Source organism: Fontibacillus panacisegetis (assembly GCF_900102215.1).
Lineage (GTDB): Bacteria > Bacillota > Bacilli > Paenibacillales > Paenibacillaceae > Fontibacillus > Fontibacillus panacisegetis.
Genome location: NZ_FNBG01000001.1, coordinates 347419 through 365790 on the forward strand (window position 1 = coordinate 347419; position 18372 = coordinate 365790).

General features: G+C 40.0%; 18 protein-coding genes. All 18 read right to left on the reverse strand.

Annotation, left to right across the window (positions count from 1 at the left end; all coding sequences use genetic code 11):
• Window positions 1-166: 166 nt before the first annotated feature.
• The gene (locus BLS49_RS01670) at window positions 167-571 is read right to left on the reverse strand and encodes a 3-hydroxyacyl-ACP dehydratase FabZ family protein (RefSeq protein WP_175471276.1); all 405 of its coding nucleotides are present in this window, start codon (window positions 569-571) and stop codon (window positions 167-169) included.
• A gap of 235 nt (window positions 572-806) precedes the next feature.
• Window positions 807-1313, reverse strand: a complete 507-nt coding sequence (locus BLS49_RS01675) for an HIT family protein (protein ID WP_091226173.1) — start codon at window positions 1311-1313, stop codon at window positions 807-809.
• A gap of 292 nt (window positions 1314-1605) precedes the next feature.
• On the reverse strand, window positions 1606-3228 hold the full coding sequence (locus BLS49_RS01680; RefSeq protein ID WP_139173086.1) for a hypothetical protein: 1623 nt from the start codon (window positions 3226-3228) through the stop codon (window positions 1606-1608).
• A gap of 249 nt (window positions 3229-3477) precedes the next feature.
• Window positions 3478-3933 (reverse strand): hypothetical protein, encoded by a 456-nt coding sequence (locus BLS49_RS01685; RefSeq protein WP_091226176.1) that lies wholly within the window; start codon window positions 3931-3933, stop codon window positions 3478-3480.
• A 208-nt stretch (window positions 3934-4141) separates the two neighbouring features.
• Window positions 4142-4561 (reverse strand): hypothetical protein, encoded by a 420-nt coding sequence (locus BLS49_RS01690; protein WP_091226179.1) that lies wholly within the window; start codon window positions 4559-4561, stop codon window positions 4142-4144.
• Between the two features lie 232 nt (window positions 4562-4793).
• Window positions 4794-5873 (reverse strand): serine/threonine-protein kinase, encoded by a 1080-nt coding sequence (locus BLS49_RS01695; protein WP_091226181.1) that lies wholly within the window; start codon window positions 5871-5873, stop codon window positions 4794-4796.
• Window positions 5874-6092: 219 nt separating this feature from the next.
• Complete coding sequence (locus BLS49_RS01700; RefSeq protein ID WP_091226183.1) at window positions 6093-6515, reverse strand: NUDIX hydrolase; 423 nt, start codon at window positions 6513-6515, stop codon at window positions 6093-6095.
• Between the two features lie 461 nt (window positions 6516-6976).
• Complete coding sequence (locus BLS49_RS01705) at window positions 6977-7750, reverse strand: tyrosine-type recombinase/integrase (RefSeq protein ID WP_091226452.1); 774 nt, start codon at window positions 7748-7750, stop codon at window positions 6977-6979.
• A 272-nt stretch (window positions 7751-8022) separates the two neighbouring features.
• Window positions 8023-8799, reverse strand: a complete 777-nt coding sequence (locus tag BLS49_RS01710) for an alpha/beta hydrolase (protein ID WP_091226185.1) — start codon at window positions 8797-8799, stop codon at window positions 8023-8025.
• 28 nt (window positions 8800-8827) lie between these two features.
• On the reverse strand, window positions 8828-9631 hold the full coding sequence (locus BLS49_RS01715; RefSeq protein WP_245742229.1) for an alpha/beta hydrolase: 804 nt from the start codon (window positions 9629-9631) through the stop codon (window positions 8828-8830).
• Between the two features lie 28 nt (window positions 9632-9659).
• On the reverse strand, window positions 9660-10691 hold the full coding sequence (locus BLS49_RS01720) for a FecCD family ABC transporter permease (protein ID WP_425432096.1): 1032 nt from the start codon (window positions 10689-10691) through the stop codon (window positions 9660-9662).
• Window positions 10684-11697, reverse strand: a complete 1014-nt coding sequence (locus BLS49_RS01725) for a FecCD family ABC transporter permease (protein WP_091226457.1) — start codon at window positions 11695-11697, stop codon at window positions 10684-10686. The genes BLS49_RS01720 and BLS49_RS01725 overlap by 8 nt, the downstream gene beginning before the upstream one ends.
• Window positions 11698-11719: 22 nt before the next feature.
• The gene (locus tag BLS49_RS01730) at window positions 11720-12718 is read right to left on the reverse strand and encodes an ABC transporter substrate-binding protein (protein ID WP_091226459.1); all 999 of its coding nucleotides are present in this window, start codon (window positions 12716-12718) and stop codon (window positions 11720-11722) included.
• A gap of 537 nt (window positions 12719-13255) precedes the next feature.
• Window positions 13256-14122 (reverse strand): 2-oxoacid:ferredoxin oxidoreductase subunit beta, encoded by an 867-nt coding sequence (locus tag BLS49_RS01735; protein ID WP_091226187.1) that lies wholly within the window; start codon window positions 14120-14122, stop codon window positions 13256-13258.
• The gene (locus BLS49_RS01740) at window positions 14109-15884 is read right to left on the reverse strand and encodes a 2-oxoacid:acceptor oxidoreductase subunit alpha (RefSeq protein WP_091226189.1); all 1776 of its coding nucleotides are present in this window, start codon (window positions 15882-15884) and stop codon (window positions 14109-14111) included. The genes BLS49_RS01735 and BLS49_RS01740 overlap by 14 nt, the downstream gene beginning before the upstream one ends.
• Before the next feature lie 233 nt (window positions 15885-16117).
• On the reverse strand, window positions 16118-17071 hold the full coding sequence (locus tag BLS49_RS01745) for a dipeptidase (RefSeq protein WP_091226190.1): 954 nt from the start codon (window positions 17069-17071) through the stop codon (window positions 16118-16120).
• 98 nt (window positions 17072-17169) lie between these two features.
• Window positions 17170-17430, reverse strand: coding sequence for a stage V sporulation protein S (locus BLS49_RS01750; protein ID WP_091226192.1), 261 nt, complete (start codon window positions 17428-17430; stop codon window positions 17170-17172).
• Between the two features lie 124 nt (window positions 17431-17554).
• Window positions 17555-18349: a TIGR00282 family metallophosphoesterase gene (locus BLS49_RS01755; protein ID WP_091226194.1), complete on the reverse strand. Its 795-nt coding sequence runs from the start codon at window positions 18347-18349 to the stop codon at window positions 17555-17557.
• Window positions 18350-18372: the final 23 nt, after the last annotated feature.

Consider the following 18372-nt stretch of genomic DNA (forward strand, 5'->3'; position numbering starts at 1 on the left):
CAGCCTTAGATAGTTCTTATCTTAGGCTGGGGTGTTTGTTGTCTGAGCTTTCTTCTCGATTACTCGTCTGACAACCAAGAGGCCGTAGGTCTCGTAGCGTGAATACGTTGTTATCGGATGTTATTGCCCTCTAGATATTCCTACAATTATTTTACCCTTTATCCAATTATGAAGGGCCTTGTATATATATCATAATTTCTTCTGCTTTGATAATTACTTGGTCTCCTACTATTGCCCCTCCTTTGCCCAATACAAAACCTTTTCTGCTTTTTACAACTTCATAATACAATCCAATTCTATCTCCTGAATATGCATCACCTAAAAATTCAATACCGTTTAATGATGAAAGAAAGCCCAAATTTCTCTCGCTACTCGTTAATGCAAATGCTCCTAATTGAGCTAATGCCTCCACAATCATCATTCTTGGCATATTATTATTTGGTTCAGAAATAAACCATTCATTCCCTGTCACATTCTTATATCCTTTAGCCCACTTGCCTTGCTCTACCTCTAAAATACGATCAATCATTAAAAATGGATACCGATGCGGAATTACGCTTTGAATATCAATCATCTATATGCTCCTTAAAAGTTTTTTTATTCTATCTTGGTCTTATATGAGTTTTAATTCTTTATTTTAATTCTAGCGATAATTTCCGATAACGTTCTTGTATTCACGAAACGACTCAGCCTCAGATAGCTCTTATCTTAGGCTGGGTCGTTTGTTGTCTGAGCTTCTTCCATGATTATTCATCTGACAACCAAGAGGTGGTAGCCCTGTAGCGTGAATATGGTGTTAGATGAAGTTACCTTGTATTACTCTCAAAACCCCTCATTCCATCTTTCAATATTTCGATTCCTTCTATTACGCTTCTCGTATTTTCTTCATCATTCATATTATTCCTTGCATGTAATAATACAGGTCTTAATGATTCTACTGATTTTCCAAACTTATTCATCCATTCATATCTTGGTACCATCCATATATGAAAGTGATGTGTTGTGTCTTCATTATAAAAATAATATACCTTGTCTATCCCCAAACGATTTCTTTGTTCATTTCTGATCTTATGAATCAATGTAATATACTCAAATTGCTCTTCACCTGTTAATTCATCCATGCAGTAGAAATGTCTCTTTGAAGCCAATATAACTAACCCTCTAATTGGGTAAGCTACGTCTTGGTGGACATGAAAATTGCTTGATTCATAAATTACTCCACCAGTCGGTGCAATCAAACCACTTGTTAAAGCGCAGCTTAAACAATCAACTTCTACTGACCTTCCATCAGCTAATGTAATTTGTCTTGGCATTATACACCTCATATTTTTTTATTGCTTCATTATTTCATCTAACGTTATTGTATTCACGAAACGACCCAGCCTTAGATAGCTCTTATCTTAGGCTGGGTCGTTTGTTGTCTGAGCTTCTTCCATGATTATACATCTGACAACCAAGGGGCGGTAGCCCCGCTGCGTGAATACGGTGTTAGGCGATGTTCGTTTCTCTTCAAAATACTGACCATCTCTAATACAAATAATAACTCGAAAATCCTACGCGAGAATCCAATAAATAATACATTTTCACTTCTTTTCTTTAAGACCGTTAAAATTCCGTTATTTCATACACTCTTATCTTCATCTTACCAAAAGTCCACCCCATCTCATTTGGCTCTCCTGTACCAGTCATAAGGCAGAGATTTCCTGATTCATTGATAAAAGTATACATACGCACTTCTCCCTTTAGCCTGTGATGCGAGATAAGATTTAACTGCGAGTCTAATAAAAAAATTCTACTGTTGCCAACTAATACAAGTAACCTTCCTAATGAATCAACAGTCATCATAGTTAAATCATAATCATCCCAATCTCTTCGAGAAATGATTTGTAAGGATAATGCGTCAATGACGATAAGTTCTTTATCGAGAACATGCAAGAATATTTTATGATTTGTGTTATCTATTAATAAACTAGAAAAATTGTCTTCCAAATCTGTTTCTTTGATTTTCTCCAATTTATCAGTAAAGCATATTATCTTTGTGAAGGATCTCTGATGTACATACATGGAACAAAATAAATAAACCATACCTCTAGAACCAAATAAACAACGAAAATTCATATGCTTATTAGTATCAAAATCCAATTTAACCTTCACTTCGATTTGCCCGGAATAGTTTGATTTGATTAGTTCTATACGATTATCTTCATCGATCCTCCAAAAATATAAGGATTGATTATAAACACAGGGAGAACAGGCGTAAAATGGAAGTTCCCATTTTACTTCTAATCTCGGCCCATATTTTATTGTTTTTTTCAATTCGTCATTAACAGTAAGGAAAGAACCATCATTAAACGTATAAGATATTGGATAGGTGAGCGTAGCATTCATTGGTGTCTCAGAAATCAATTTTCCATCATAATCAAAAACATAATATTTTTTTCTAATGGAGCAGTAAAATGTTATGTATTCATCTGTAGCAGTTAAGGAACTTAGTCCGTTATCATATTGAAAGGAAGTCACATCCATGAATGGATCTAAAGTTCCGTTTGGTAGAATTGTATAAATCATTTCTTTCTCATAACTAAGCTTACGATACGGCGGAATTCCAATTAATATCTTATTGTTACCTAGCCCGTTTATTAATGCCCCTTCCAATTCCATAATTACATTAGCTTTGGTTTGATTTTTAATATGCTTTTTCTTTCTTTGCTCACTGATATACTCTTTTACTAAATTAACATTTCGTTCGTAATGAAATTCTGACTCTACGCCATCAAGCAGCATCCTATCATCAATCCATAATGCAACTCCTAGAAAATGTTGAAGTAATTCAATCTTCTTGCCTACATCCTCACATTTGAGGACTTCTTTAAAATTTCTACTCTCACTCAAATCAAACTCTAGTTCCTCAAGAAAAGCCTTATGGTTGCCCATTTTTGAAGGAATATTATAACTATTTTTGTTAACATGACTTGTTAAAGCCTTTCCATCTCTGAAAATCGTCATTCTTAGTACATCATCATCGAAAAATTCTATAGACAAAACACTCTTATTAATTGCTTTTGATAACTTTCTTCCAACTTTGCTGATATCACCTACCTGAAAATGCTCACTTACGATCGTAGTCCAGCCATCTGATAAATTTCTCACAATGCAATGAGGTAATACTTTTTCAATTTCATCGATTGAATGCTCTCTAACTTGTAGATTAGTAAATGTAGTACCCATTTTTTTCACCTCAAAATTTTTCGAAAAAATTATCGTTATTTCTAAGAATGGGTTTAAACGAATTTCGCCTAACGATCTTGTATTCACGAACCCGAAAGCCTTAAGTGAGCAGAGCGAACGGGTCATAGACTTAGGCTCGCAGGGTTGATTGCCTGAATTCGCTTCCTTGCTTCTTATCATCCGGCAATCCTAGGGCCGAATGGCCCGACGCGTGAATATGGTGTTATGCGATGCTCTTGTCCTCTTCGATTAGCCTTCAAGTAAAGGTTTTGTCACTTCAATTAATTCGTTTTGGTTATCTAGATGTTTTAACATTTTTTCTACATCTTCTGCTCTAGTAGTCTTCATTATTATTAGATGTTTCATATTTATTCCAGGTGGATTCATTAATTCATTATCAAAATATTCGACTATTTTTTGTGGTGTAGTGATTACACACCATCTCTTAGAGTCATCATCAAAGGTTATGGTTACTTCTATTAATTCATACTTGTCGATATCATCATCAAATTGCCACGTCTTCATAATTAATACCGATTCCTCGATGGATACAAAATTATACTTGGAAATCCATACTCTTCGTCCATGATCTCCTAAAATACGGAACTTGTTCTCATCTTCATCGACTACTTCATATACTTTCCCGCGAGTTAAAGCATGTTCATAGACACCGATACTCGTACACTTTATTCTTAGAGCCTCCATGAAATCACATCCATTAGTGTCTTTATAGATCTTTCACAAGGGTTTCGCATAACGTTCTTGTATTCACGAAACGACCCAGCCTTAGATAGCTCTTATCTTAGGCTGGGTCGTTTGTTGTCTGAGCTTCTTCCATGATTATTCATCCGGCAACCGAGGGGCGGTAGCCCCGCTGCGTGAATACGGTGTTATCAGAAGTTAAGGACCCACGTTATCCACCCACTAAATCAAAATTTGTTGCCTTATCGTTTTTAAAAATCTGAATTGTGTCGAATTCATCTTCACTATTAATTTTAAATACTTTTAATTTGCCTATTCTTTTATCATCGAATTTGTCTGTTTTGAGTTCTTCTATCTTTATTACAAGTGTTTTATTCTGTATTTGTGATTGAATAGAATTAATAAATGTTGCCTGTTCACCCTGATTTACATATATATTATTTAATATAAGATATTGTCTCTCACCTACTCTTGAATACAAGTAAATACCATTCGCTTCCTTAGTCTCCTCTAAAAAAGTTACAACATCATTATTTAGATCCTTTTGATCTACTTCAGATAAGAGTGAGGATGACTTATTACATCCAATCAATACGAGTAAGAGAACTAATATCACCATTCTTTTTTGCATCAATGAATCACCCCAATTTAATATTCTTTCCTGAATTTCTGATAACGTTCTGGTGTTCACGACGCCGAAAGTCTTAAGGGGATGAAGTCCCCGGCTGCGCTTGCGCAGTTAGCCTTGCAGGTGTGTCCGCCTGAATCTACTTCCTTGAAATACCTCGGGCGGACCTAGGGCCGTATGGCCCGATGCGTGAACATGGTGTTAGACGAAGTATCACACATCTTTGAATTACTCACTAAAATAAATCGCCTTTTACTTTAGTTAGGTCTAAGATTAACTCTTGCATCGATTGATATCTTCCATCAATATCTTCTAGACATTTAAGAATTATTTCAGCAACCTCTTCATTCATTCCCTCAACTGAATATAGTGTTTCTCTTATTTTGCTTCCAGCAGGAACGCTCCCTGTAATCAGGTTGTACCAAACTGCTCCAAGAGAATAAATATCAGTTCTCGGATCTATTAGTTTTGGATTACTTATGAGTTCAGGTGCAGTGAAGTGTCCTCCTGCAATGTTGTGTCCGGTTCTTGTAAGTCTCGAAGTTAATTCATTCTCAAGGTATATGCCGAGTCCAAAATCAATAACTCTAACTTGCCTTGGTCTAGCGATCATAATATTGCTCGGTCTAATGTCTCTATGTACTATTCCAATCCCATGTGCGTGACTTAAGGCATCTGCTAATTCAATCATAAGATCAATAGATTTATTGATGGGAAACCTCCCATGATCTTTAAGTACTTGATTTAAATTCTTTCCTTCAAATAATTCCATTCTAATAAATGGCTTGTTGCCTAAAAGTCCAATATCATAGATTTTAATTATATTCTGGTGATTTAACCTAAATAGTATTTGTGCCTCTCTGAAAAAACGTTCCAAGTTCCTCTCATCATCATTTGAAAAGATGGGAGAAAAAAATTTAAAAGCAAAATCCATCTTCAACAGATTATGTTTCATTCTTTTTACTTCTCCGAATCCGCCTGACCCAATTACCTCTAATTCAGAATAATCATTTGTCATGGTAGCATTAGTCTCTAATTCATCCAGCAATGGATTGAAAACCTCGCCCAAATATTGTCTGCGTCCAGCATATGAATCCGAAACTTCCTTTATGTAGCCCCAAAATTCATCCAATGACCTGTATTGTTTAATAAACTCTGGGAGTTTGTTACTTAGTTTCTCCGTGCTTAATAAGATTTTCCTTAATCTTTTATAATCATCATTATTTAATTCTGTTGAGTTACCAGTAGAGTACGAGACTAGCCCTTCTTTCAGAGTTTCAACAATTTCAAATAGAGTAGGCTCAGAAAATGTCATATTTATCTCCTTGTGGGTTTTAATATATTGTGATATTTCATCTAACGTTAAGGTATTCACGAAACGACCCAGCCTTAGATAGCTCTTATCTTAGGCTGGGTCGTTTGTTGTCGGAGCTTCTTCCATGATTATACATCTTGACAACCAAGGGGCGGTAGCCTCGCAGCGTGAATACTGTGTTATATGAAGGATATGCATTCGAAGAAATACCCTTACAGATTACTTGTTTCCCTCATTTGCATATGTTATTTCATTTCCTTCAATTAATTTTCTAAGTCCATCTTTATAATACGGCATTAATTTCTCAGCCTTATTAATATCCATCCAAGCTATCTTTGAAATTTCATCAGGTCTAACAATCTCTTCGTTTCCTCCAATGATTTCAGCCCTAAACGTAAAAAAGATTGCATGTTCATTTATCTTTTCAAATTTGCATTCATTTAGAGCTACTAATCCAAATATCTTGATATCTAGTCCCGTTTCTTCTTTTGCTTCTCTTATTACTGCTTGCTCTAAAGTTTCATTGGTTTCAACGGCTCCTCCTGGTAGAGACCAACTATCACGATCTATATTGTGTACCATAAGGACTTTAGATTTCGAATTATTAGTTATTAGAGAATAAGTAACATCCACTCGTTTCAATTAAATAACATCCCTTCTGTTTATAAATCTGCATATCTTTCATATAACTCCCTTATCTCTGCACGTCGTAAAAACACTAGAGGCAAGGGTATTTCTGCATGTGTTGATATGTACTGATTATACCTTAATTGTATGCTTCTAACATCCGCATCATTTATATTATCCATATATAGATTCATAAATTTATCAACCCATTCCAATGTCAAATCAGATTTAGCACGCCCTTTGAAGTCGCAGAATCCTGTTCCAAGATACTATGTGCATTACAACCCCATGCTAGAGATGGTGCTTGGGCACTAAAAGAAAAGAATTATTACGTAACAAAGAGACAAAAAGCATTCAAAACATGGAGGCCTATCTTGAAAAGATTAATACATTGATTTTCACGATCATCCCATATAATGAGTAAAACCGAACCGATCTCACCCATATTAATTTTAAGTTTCTCTACTGCTTGATTATCAAACTACACAATGAACTCTCTTCAACTTTCCCTCTACCATCTCCCTCACTCCACGATCCAGTTCATCGATGATCCGATCCAGCGGGCTTTGGATTCGTTTGATGTTCTTTGTGCTGACATGGGTATACCGTTCGGTGGTAGCTGAGTTGGCGTGGCCGAGCAGCTCTTGGATGAAGCGGAGGTCAGTGCCGTTCTCCAGTAGATGAGTGGCAAAAGAGTGCCGCAGTACATGAATGTCTGCCCTTTTGTTTATTCCGGAACGACACAGCGCATCGCTAAATACTTTCTGAAGAGAACGTTCATGTAGATGGGTGCGGGGATGTTGACCCGCGAACAGCCATACCGATGGTCGTTCTTGCCGAACATAAGTCTGCACAAGCTTCCAGGCTGCGTGCGACAGCAAGGTATGACGATCCTTTTTTCCTTTACCTTGACGAATGCGGATGGTCCCGCGCACTCCATCCAGATCTTCTGGCCGAAGCCTTACGACCTCGCTAACCCGAAGGCCAGAGGCATAAGTTAAGTACAGCATGGTACGGTGCTTTAAATTGTCCGGTGCCCGTAGAATTTGCAGCACCTCTTCTTCTAAAAGAACATAAGGCAGCTTTTTTTCCTTCTTTGGGCGAATATATCCGGCTTTTCTGGAAGGAGCCTTCAACACCTTGGAGGTAACAAAGCGTAACGCGCTGATCGCCTGGTTCACATAGGCATGAGAATAATCTTGTTCCAGCAGTTGGACAGCGTAGTTCTGAACCCGATCCCGGCTCAACATCTCCAATAGTTTGTTTTCAGTTTCATTCGGTCGAGATCGAGATCCTCCCCTTTTATTGAATGATTACTTTTAGATCCTGTCATTCCATAAGCAACCTGCCATCTCCGATCATCCTCTTCCTGAAATACAAAAAAGACAGACCTCTTTTCAGAGTCCTGTCTTCCGATGCTTTCGGATTAATGTATTCTCAATTACTGTATTCTCCATTTTTTCAGCAAATTATCCCACTCCCGAACATAACCGTCAAGCTTTGGATTTCCCCTTGCAAGCACCTAGCCATTTTTACTGGATAGTTCCCCAAACAAAAACTGAATTCCATTCGGAAAATACTTCAAAAAATAAGGGTCCGTATGCGTTCCCTCCGGGTCACTCTCAAATTTCACTCTATGCTCCGAATCAACAATTCGTTCTTTCAGCATACCATAAGCTACTACACTGTTCGGCACCATGAATCTTTGCACATTCGTTTTCGTTGCGCCCTCCTGCATACCGATATACATATAGATCTGGGGGTCACCCACGAGCTCATTTGTCTCCATATACTTCAAAAAATCTTTAAACCACACCGAAGCCGAAATCAAAATGAACTTGCCAAAAATCTGTTCTTTACGATACATCGCATACAATGAGATCAATCCGCCTAATGACACTCCGCCAAGAGCGAGATCCTTTGGTTCATGGGAGATGCGAAAGCGATTCAGCATGTAGGGAACTAATTCATCATACACAACGTCCAAATACTGCTCTCCCTTCCCGCCGAACGACCAATCACTATGGAGAGCGCCCATTTCCCATGGGGTATATTCATCATTTCGATGCTGCGAGTCAATCCCAATAAATATAACCGGCTCTGCAAGTCCATCCCTTACATTAGATTCAATGACATTAATATATTCTTTGAACAGAAAATCTCCATCCTGCAAAAAGACAGCGGGAAATACACGCTCTAACCATAAATGATACTCTTTCGGCAAATACACGGTGATCAATCGATCCCTGTACTCAAAATCTAGAAACTCTCCTTCAACCATACTGCTCAAACTGCTCACACTCGCTTCCTTCTTTCCCACAAATCAATCACGCATGAACCACCCGAAAAGCTCTGCTCATAATCGTGGGCACGATGGACGCGTGATTTTCATCCTCAGCAACATAGAGATCAGTCGTTAAGTTGAGATGTCTGTGCTTGTTGATCAAGCTATACAACTCTCTCGCATCATCAACCATGAACGTCTCCTTGCTACCTACGGTAATCAAGAGCTTTTTCTTATCTTCTAACTTTTCCAATTCCCCATCTCTAAAAAAGCGTTCAGCCGTACCCACAATTTCATGATCATTCCACCAGATCGAGGGGCTTGTAGCCAAGTAATATTGAAAAAGCTCAGAACGTGCAAATAAGGCTATTAACACAAACAAGCCACTTAACGAGTGTCCAAACAACGCTTGCTTCGTTTGATCAACGCTATATTTGTCGTGAACAACAGGCATCAATTCCTGCTCTAAAAAAGCCAGAAACTTCTCAGCCCCGCCGTGAAAGCCAATATCCGCTCCTTTTAACCGTTCAGGGTATACATATTGATCTGCAGCAGGGGTAAAATCATAGAAGCGCCGCTTCGATCTTTCCTCATACTCACCATGATGCCCGATTCCTACAACAATTGCTGGAGAAATCAGCGTTTTTGGAGCATTCCTGGACTGCAGCTTGATGACATCACGTGCAAAATGAAAGTAAGAATTCCCGTCGAGCACATAATAGATCGGAAATCCACCTTCTGGCGGTGCTTCCTGCGGTACATGCACCTTCACATCATACGTATAATCCATAAACTGTGATTTAATCGTCCAAAACTCTGTATCCTCTAGATGAACTTGATGCGCCAATTTCCTTTTCCTCCTACTCTAACTCGCCTTATGCTTTAGCTTTGGCCAACAAATATAAAAAATAAGGAATACCAATGAGTGACACCACGATCCCTACAGGCAGCTCAGAAGGTGCAAACACCGTTTTCGCAAAATAATCTGATATCACCAGCAAAAACATGCCGATCACTGCACTCGTAGGGAGCACGTAGCGATGGTTAAGCCCTACTAATCTTTTCGCAATATGCGGAGCCATTAATCCGATAAATCCAATTGAGCCGGATACCGATACACATGCACTAACGATCCCGATGCTGCATAACAGCAAAATCGATTTCTCTTTTTCCACGGCGATCCCCAAGCTCTTTACACTGGATTCCTCTAATTGAAAATAATTAAGCAAGTAGCTTTTTCTATAAATCACAATTCCGAGAATGACGACCCAAGGCAATGCTGCCAGCACATATAACCAATTGGCACTATAAATACTGCCTACACTCCATACCGCCGCCATCTCGAAATCTTGTGCATTCATTTTAAGGGAAATATACAGAGACAACGCGCCAAATCCACTACTAATCGCAATCCCTGTCAAAATCAGACGCTGCATATCCAGCGAGCCGTTCCGCCAGGAAAACACATAAATTACAATCGCCGCCAGAGCTCCACCAACAAAGCCAAACAGCGGCATCATCATAATCGAATAAGAAGTGCCACTAAGCACATTGATATCTGCCATTTGAAAAAAGAACATAAAAGCAACGATCACTGCACCAGCACCTGCATTAATACCGAGAATACCCGGATCAGCCAATCCATTTCTAGTTACGCCTTGAATGACTGTACCCGCAATCCCTAAGCCAATCCCCACAATCGCTGCAATAACAATTCGAGGCAGCCGAAACTCAAAAATAACCAAGTTATATTTCGGATTAGAGTCGATTCTGAGCAATGTTTTGAGTACATCCATGACAGACATTTCAAAAGAACCATTTGTAATATGAAAATACCCCGCAATGAGCGTAAAACCTAAAAATACGAATATCGTTGTCGCATAACGTCCAAATCCAGTTTTAGCCACGTTGTTCTCCCCCCCTCGTACGAATTAGATACAGGAAGAACGGGATACCTATAAACGCAGTCACAACACCGATCGGTGTCTCAAACGGAAAGTTAATATAACGGCTGGTGATGTCGCAAAAAGCCAAAAAGACCGCGCCGATCACGGCCGAGCAAGGAATTATCGAGCGGTAGTCCACCCCAACAATAAAACGTGTGATATGTGGAATGATCAGACCAACAAATGCGATTTTTCCGACTAAGGCTACCGCTGTACCAGTTAAACAAATTACACACAAAAGACTCAGTGCTTTTACCCATTTCGTTTTTTGACCTAGGCTCATTGCCATATCTTCACCTAAGGAAGACACCATAACAGACTTCGATATCCCAAAAGCGATCAACAAACCTACTACACCAAAAGGAATACATAACATAAGCATATCAGGGTTAACCGTATGTATTTTTGAGTTATACCACACACTTACCGTCTGTGATACTTGGAAATACATCGCAATAGCCGAGGCCATACTGCTTAAAAATGTCCCGATTACCGTTCCGATAATGGCTAACCTTACGGGAGATAATCCGTTTTTGATCAGCGAACCAAAGCCAAACACCAGACCTGCACCGATCGCAGAACCTACCATCGATAATAAAATCATTTGATAATTTGGTAACCCAGGAAAAAATACCATTGCTATCGTAATAACAAATGCCGATCCGTCGTTCACTCCCATAATAGAGGGTGAGGCAAGATAATTTCGAGTAATTCCTTGCATCACGGCTCCAGAAACTGCCAAAAAAGCTCCAACAAACAAAGCAGCGACTACACGTGGTAATCGCGATGTCATAATAATGTTGTGATCCACATTACTTGCATCGAATTGTGTAATCGCCTGCCATATTGTTATTGCTTCAATATCCTTAACACCGGATAAGACGGATAAAACAATTGCTAGCACGATGAACAAAGGAGAAGCTAACAGAATCGTGAGGACTTTCCAATTCCTTTTTGATTTGACCATCATCTTCATCGCACCTTATGTTTTACTTCAACAGATTTTCAATCGCTGCATCAAGGAATCTTACTTTAGACCAAGCCGTTCCACCTTGTGCCAAAGGATCGATCGTGTTTACAAATACATGATTGTTCTTCGCTGCTTCAACACTTTGGAAAATAGGATTTTTCTGAAGATCATCAAGCGCTGTTGCGTTATCCGTATTTTCACTAGCTTCAAATTGCAGGAAGATGTAATCTGGATTGATTTCCGCTAAAGCTTCTAGTGACAGCTCAGCTTGCGCTTCTGTTTTTGTAATCACTTCTGGAATTGTTGCACCCAGATCTTCATAAATAACAGGATTTAAATACACGCCTGCTGGATATACACACATACTGCCTTGACGTATACGGATAACCAGCACCTTCTTGTCTTTCAGAGACTCCCCGATTTTTGTTTTTGCCTCGGCTGCTTTGGCGTCGTAATCAGCGATGATTTTCTCAGCATCAGCTGACTTGCCGGATACTTGACCTAACAGGAGCAAATTTTCTTTCCAATTCGTTGAGATATGAGAATACGGAATCATCGTTTGAATTTTATTTAATTGCCCCGCAACATCTTCACCGAATTTGGAAGTTCCCAGAATAACATCAGGATCTAGAGCCAAAATCGCTTCGTTGTTCGGCGCAAATTTATCCCCAATTAGTGCTGCACCTTCTAAATCAGTAGCCAGGTAAGTTGGAATCGCATCTGCAATCGCAAGTACGCCTACAGGTTTTACACCCAAAATAGCTGCATCCTCCATCGATTCAAGGCTTGCTGCTACAATATTGTTGACTTGAGCTGGTAAAACATAATCATTCCCCAGGTATGTAACCGTTTGTTCCGTTGCTGTCGTTTCTTCTTGTTTGTTGTTCTCAGCCGTTGCAGCTTGTTCTGTATTCGCAGCTGCTGGAGCTGTTGCTGCTTCTTTTTCTTTATCTCCACATGCTGCCAAACTTAATGCCATAACTGCTGCTACACCCGCGATTAAATACCTTCTCTTCATCATTTTCAAAGTTCTCTCCTTAACTAGAATGAATAATAAAAACCAGGCCCGGTTTAAATTAGTTTTATAATTGATAATGATTATCAATATCATATTAAGTGAAGTTTGAGAATTTTACAATACTATTTATGAAAATTTTTATATATTAATAATGTTAGTTCGACAAAAAAACACTTATCTTTTCTAGCCACGTGCACTCAAGCTTATTTCTCATTTATTCAAAAATACAATAATCCTGTAGACCTATATTTTTCAAAATGGCCGTTGATCGTAGTTCTAAGGATGTTTACTCTTGGGGTACTTCTGAGTTATGGGTATACGAATATACTTACAGCTCCGATAAATATTTATACTTTGTGAATGGTGTCCTAGAATCAATGTCTTCTTACTGATACTCTGATAAAAAAAGGCAACTCTTTATTCTTGTCAATCCCAAGAAAAGAGTTGCCTTTTTGTATATAGACAACATAAAGCGCTTATCCATACTTATCTCCATCAAACTAAAGTATAGTTAAGCGCCATATATTTATAAACTCCCTATCTAAACTCAGCAACCAAATTGTCAAACTCACTCTTCGTCAATTCCAGCGACTGATGAGCAAGCGGCTCTTCCTTGAAGCCATAGACAAGATTCTCATAGCTTCTCTTTTCTTTGTTCTGGTAGATCAGCCCTGTAATCATGCTGCCTGTCTCCATCAGCGTATTCATCGCCAGCACGCGGTTGCTTGGATCATAATCCGGCATCGTCTCCAGATTGATGATGTTGTCCTTGAACCAGTCGTAGGTGTTCACCTTGTTGAAGGTGACGCATGGGCTGAATACGTTAATCAATGAGAAGCCCTCGTGCTGGATACCCTGCTCGATCAGTGAGGTCAATTGCTTGATATCACTGGAGAAGGATTGCGCAACGAATGTAGCTCCTGAAGCAAGCGCTACCTCAAGCGGCGACAACGCGGATTCAATGGAACCCTCAGGTGTGCTCTTTGTCTTGAAGCCTTCGCCACTACGCGGTGAAGTTTGCCCTTTGGTTAGACCGTAAATTTGGTTATCCATGACGATATACGTAATATTGACATTACGCCGTATGGCATGAACGGTATGGCCCATCCCGATGGCAAATCCGTCGCCGTCACCACCGGAAGCGATAACTGTAAGATCACGGTTTGCCAGCTTTACGCCTTGCGCAATTGGCAGTGCACGACCGTGAATACCATGCAGTCCATAAGCATTTATATATCCGGATATCCGGCCGGAACAGCCAATCCCCGAAATGACAGCCAGACCTTCAGGCTCAAGACCTACGTTAGCAGCGGCACGTTGTATGGCAGCTTGAATCGAGAAATCTCCGCAGCCTGGACACCAGTTTGGTTTGATGTTATTACGGAACTCTTTAAAGGTTGCCATTTTTCACCAACTCCTCCTGCGGTAAGTTGCCGGATACTTTTTTGCATTCTTCGAATATTTCCGAAGGAAGGAACGGATTACCGTCATATTTAAGTACGTTTACGATTTTATCATGATGACCTACATTCATTTTAATCAGGTTAGCTAATTGACCTGTTGCGTTATTTTCTAATACGAGCACTTTTTTCGCCTTTTTAATTTCCGGCAGTATTTGTTCAACCGGGAACGGATGCAGCAGACGTACTGTCAAATGGTTCGATGTTATCCCTTCTCCATTCAAACGCAGACGAGCTTGATCGATCGTTCCGCCCGTGGAGCCCATGCCAATAATTAGAAGGTCAGGGTCAACATGTGGAGAGTGCAGAAGAACCGGGTTTTCAACCTCAAGCTTCGCAATTTTGCGAAGGCGTTTATCCATCATTTTTTTCCGATTGATCGGACTTTCCGAAGGTCTGCCTGCTTCGTCATGCTCTACACCTGTTACATGGTGAATACCGTTTTTCTCTCCAGGGAGTACACGAGGAGAAATCCCATTTTCTGTGACAGCGTATCTATTGAACATGCTCTTATCTTCACGATCCGGAATATCCTTAACAATATAACCACGATCGATTGAAATTTTCTCGTAATCCAGCATTTCGCAGGACTGTTTGCCTAATGACAACTGAAGATCAGTCGCCAGAATAACAGGTACTTGATATTTATCCGCCAGATTAAAAGCTTGAACTGTATCGTAGAAGCACTCTTCAATCGAACTGGGGGCGATTACGATTTTTGGTATTTCTCCATGTGTACCGTAGATTAGAGCGCTGATGTCACTTTGCTCCTGCTTAGTAGGAAGCCCTGTACTAGGACCACCGCGCTGTGTATCAACAATAACGACAGGTGTTTCAGTCATTCCTGCTAAACCAATCGCCTCCATCATAAGAGAAAGACCTGGACCCGCAGAAGCAGTCATCGTACGAACACCAGCATAACTGGAACCGATCGCCATCGTAATTGCCGCAATTTCATCTTCAGTCTGAACGACTGTTCCACCGAACTTTGGCAACTTCTTAATCAAATACTCCATAATCTCTGATGCAGGAGTAATCGGATAAGCACTCATAATACGGCATCCTGCAGCTACTGCACCAAGGCCAATCGCATCGTTGCCGATCATAAACATCTTCTGCTTGCCATCTGCTGGCTCAAGCTTGAAATTGTCAAGCGGTCCACCAGCTAGCTCAAGTACATAATCCGCACCGCGTTTAACAGCTTCAATATTTTTCTCAACGACAGCCGGACCTTTACGCCCGAACTCTTCTTCAACAGCTTTATTAAATACTTCAAGCGGTAGACCCAATAGTGCCCAAGAAGCGCCTGATGCAACCATATTTTTCATAAGTGATGTCCCTAGTTCTTCAGCAATGCTAGTAATAGGAACCGGAAATAATCTAGCTGTAACTCCCTCTGGTACTACAGGACCAAATTTGGCATCAGCAACAATTACCCCGTCGCTGCGCAATTCATGAGCATTCAAATCGATACTTTCCTGGTCAAAGGCGACTAAAATATCCAAATCGTCTGAAATGGCACGAATCGGCTCGGTACTGATCCGGATTTTATTATTTGTATGGCCGCCTTTAATACGAGAGGAAAAATGCCGGTAACCGTATAAATAGTATCCAAGTCGGTTCAAGGCCGTCGAAAAAATTCGATCTGTACTTTCAACGCCTTCACCTTGCTGTCCACCGATCTTCCAAGACAATTGACTAATCAAGATCGCCCACCCCTTTTAATCGTATCGCACTAGAATGATAGTAAAAAAGTGCTGATAGTAAAATCAAAATGTTAAGCAATAAGAATCACATTTAATTTAATAATTGTGAACAAATTGTATCAGTTTCATGTCAATTTTATGTCGAATGGTTATAAAAAGCAAGCGTTTCCCACCCTTTTTTCATATAGTAGTTTTCGATCAAAACCATCTCGTAATTGGATGAATTAAAGCGCTTACTTGTTTTTAGGGAGACAATTTCTTAAAAAGCTTATAGCATTGCTGGACAACCAACCTGTAACCAAGTCTTCAGGATAATGTAACAACAGTGTATTTACCCACCCGTCATAATGTCCGGAATGCTTTAAATCCGTTAAATGTGATTCAATCCCGTCAAAATCCGAACCGAACATCAAATGCTTCTGCCCGCCAAGCTCACATATTCTTTCAATATGAGGTAACAAATCATAGCTGCTGACGGATTCCATATCTTTTACAAACCAAGGTACAAAGGTTATTCCAATAACCCCGGACAAATTAATTATCGCTTGGATTTGATGCTCACGCAAATTTCTTATATTCGGGCAAATGCTATAGACATTCGAATGAGATGCTATAAAAGGCTTGTGTGCTTCACTAGCAAGCTCAACCAAATCCCAGAACCCCTTTTCCGATAAATGAGAGACATCAAGCGTAATACCAAGTTCATAACAAGTTTTAACCAACTCTCTTCCTGCTGGCGTCAACCCTCCGTTACGAGCCTCCAGTATGCCGTCTGCTGCCCAATTTTCATAATTCCAGGTTATCCCTAAGAAGCGAACCCCCCGTTCAAAACAGGTCCGTAAGTGGTACAGATTGCCTTCGAGTCCGTCAGCTCCTTCAATTGACAGAATTCCTCCGGGTTTCCCGCTTTCCAATGCATGTTCAAGCTCATCCACGGATGTAATCGGAACAACTCCTGTTGATACAACCTTATGCTGAAATATATCGATTTGATCCAAAATGTGGCTAAAGCCAGGTTTACCAAGCCGCTGAGATACGAATATTGCAAAGGTTTGAAGCGCAACACCACCTTGCTGCATTCGCTGCAAAGTAACATCAAGGTCTTTCTCCTTATCAAAAAACAGGGTAGAATCAAGTTGCATTTTACTCAGTGCATCACAATGAAAGTCAGCCACTTTATATTTCATCCAAATCCTCCTATCCAGGTAGAATTTACCCGTTTCAGATAGCAAAAAAACCTGTCTACAATGCGTAAACAGGCGTCATACACAAAATATTAATTTTATTATCTAGGTTCTACAATCAGTTTAATAGCTGTTCTATCTTCACCATCAATGACGATGTCCGTAAAGGCCGGAACACAAATCAAATCAACTCCGCTTGGTGCCACAAATCCCCGGGCGATCGCTACCGCTTTAATAGCTTGGTTGAGAGCACCCGCACCTATGGCCTGTAGTTCAGCAGAGCCACGTTCTCTTAGCACACCTGCAAGTGCACCTGCGACGGAGTTAGGGTTGGATTTTGCTGAAACTTTTAACACTTCCATGGTTAGTACCTCCCTGGGAATAATGGTTTGACTCCATTATTAGAAGATATTCGTGAGGGCTTAAAAAATTCCTTCTTTTTTCCCATTGGTATTACCGGAAGCATTACTTATTGGTCATTTCAAGTTAATCCATAATCCATTCATCCTCAAGCAGACGAATTTTTTGAATCTTTTTCGCTTTACCTGTGGACTCATCTATATCGACCAAACAAGCGTGGAAATGCCATTTTCCTTCGCATACTTGAAATCTTACAGGGAGCTGTGTTGTGAACTTGCGCAGTACTGCTGTACGCTCCATACCAAGTATTCCTTCGCGTGAGCCAACCATTCCGGCATCTGTCAGGTAAGCTGTTCCCTGGGGTAAAATGACATCATCGTTGGACTGTACATGCGTATGAGTTCCTACTACCAGAGATACACGTCCATCCAAGTGCCAGCCCATAGCAATTTTCTCCGAGGTCGCTTCTGCGTGAAAATCCACCAAAATGCATTTATGCTTTTTGGATAACTGATCTATAATATGATCCGCTTCACGGAAAGGGTCATCAATTGCTGGAAGAAAAGTACGGCCCATCAAATTCACAAGAGCCAATTCCTTGCCATTTGCCTTGATTACCGTCGTTCCAAGCCCTGGTGTTCCCGGTGGAAAGTTCGCCGGACGCACCATTCGCGGTTCGTTATCGATGAAATCAAAAATTTCTTTATTGTCCCAAGTATGGTTTCCCATAGTAAGTCCATGAATCCCTTGATCAAAAAATTCTTTAGCAATTTTTTCTGTAATGCCACGGCCTGCTGCCGCATTCTCACCGTTAGCGATAATGATATGAGGATTGTATTTTGACTTTAAGTGCGGGAGTGTCTCCTTAACGGCTTTACGTCCCGTATTTCCAACAATATCTCCGATAAATAGAACTTTAATGATGTTTCCTCCTCAATTTCAGG

Excerpts from the sequence above, each read along its gene's own strand:
- BLS49_RS01735 (WP_091226187.1), bottom strand. The coding sequence starts at position 14,122 with ATGGCAACCTTTAAAGAGTTCCGTAATAACATCAAACCAAACTGGTGT.
- BLS49_RS01680 (WP_139173086.1), bottom strand. The coding sequence starts at position 3,228 with ATGGGTACTACATTTACTAATCTACAAGTTAGAGAGCATTCAATCGAT.
- BLS49_RS01675 (WP_091226173.1), bottom strand. The coding sequence starts at position 1,313 with ATGCCAAGACAAATTACATTAGCTGATGGAAGGTCAGTAGAAGTTGAT.
- BLS49_RS01705 (WP_091226452.1), bottom strand. The coding sequence starts at position 7,750 with ATGTTGAGCCGGGATCGGGTTCAGAACTACGCTGTCCAACTGCTGGAA.
- BLS49_RS01725 (WP_091226457.1), bottom strand. The coding sequence starts at position 11,697 with ATGGTCAAATCAAAAAGGAATTGGAAAGTCCTCACGATTCTGTTAGCT.
- BLS49_RS01695 (WP_091226181.1), bottom strand. The coding sequence starts at position 5,873 with ATGACATTTTCTGAGCCTACTCTATTTGAAATTGTTGAAACTCTGAAA.
- BLS49_RS01690 (WP_091226179.1), bottom strand. The coding sequence starts at position 4,561 with ATGCAAAAAAGAATGGTGATATTAGTTCTCTTACTCGTATTGATTGGA.
- BLS49_RS01745 (WP_091226190.1), bottom strand. The coding sequence starts at position 17,071 with ATGAAATATAAAGTGGCTGACTTTCATTGTGATGCACTGAGTAAAATG.
- BLS49_RS01685 (WP_091226176.1), bottom strand. The coding sequence starts at position 3,933 with ATGGAGGCTCTAAGAATAAAGTGTACGAGTATCGGTGTCTATGAACAT.
- BLS49_RS01730 (WP_091226459.1), bottom strand. The coding sequence starts at position 12,718 with ATGAAGAGAAGGTATTTAATCGCGGGTGTAGCAGCAGTTATGGCATTA.
- BLS49_RS01750 (WP_091226192.1), bottom strand. The coding sequence starts at position 17,430 with ATGGAAGTGTTAAAAGTTTCAGCAAAATCCAACCCTAACTCCGTCGCA.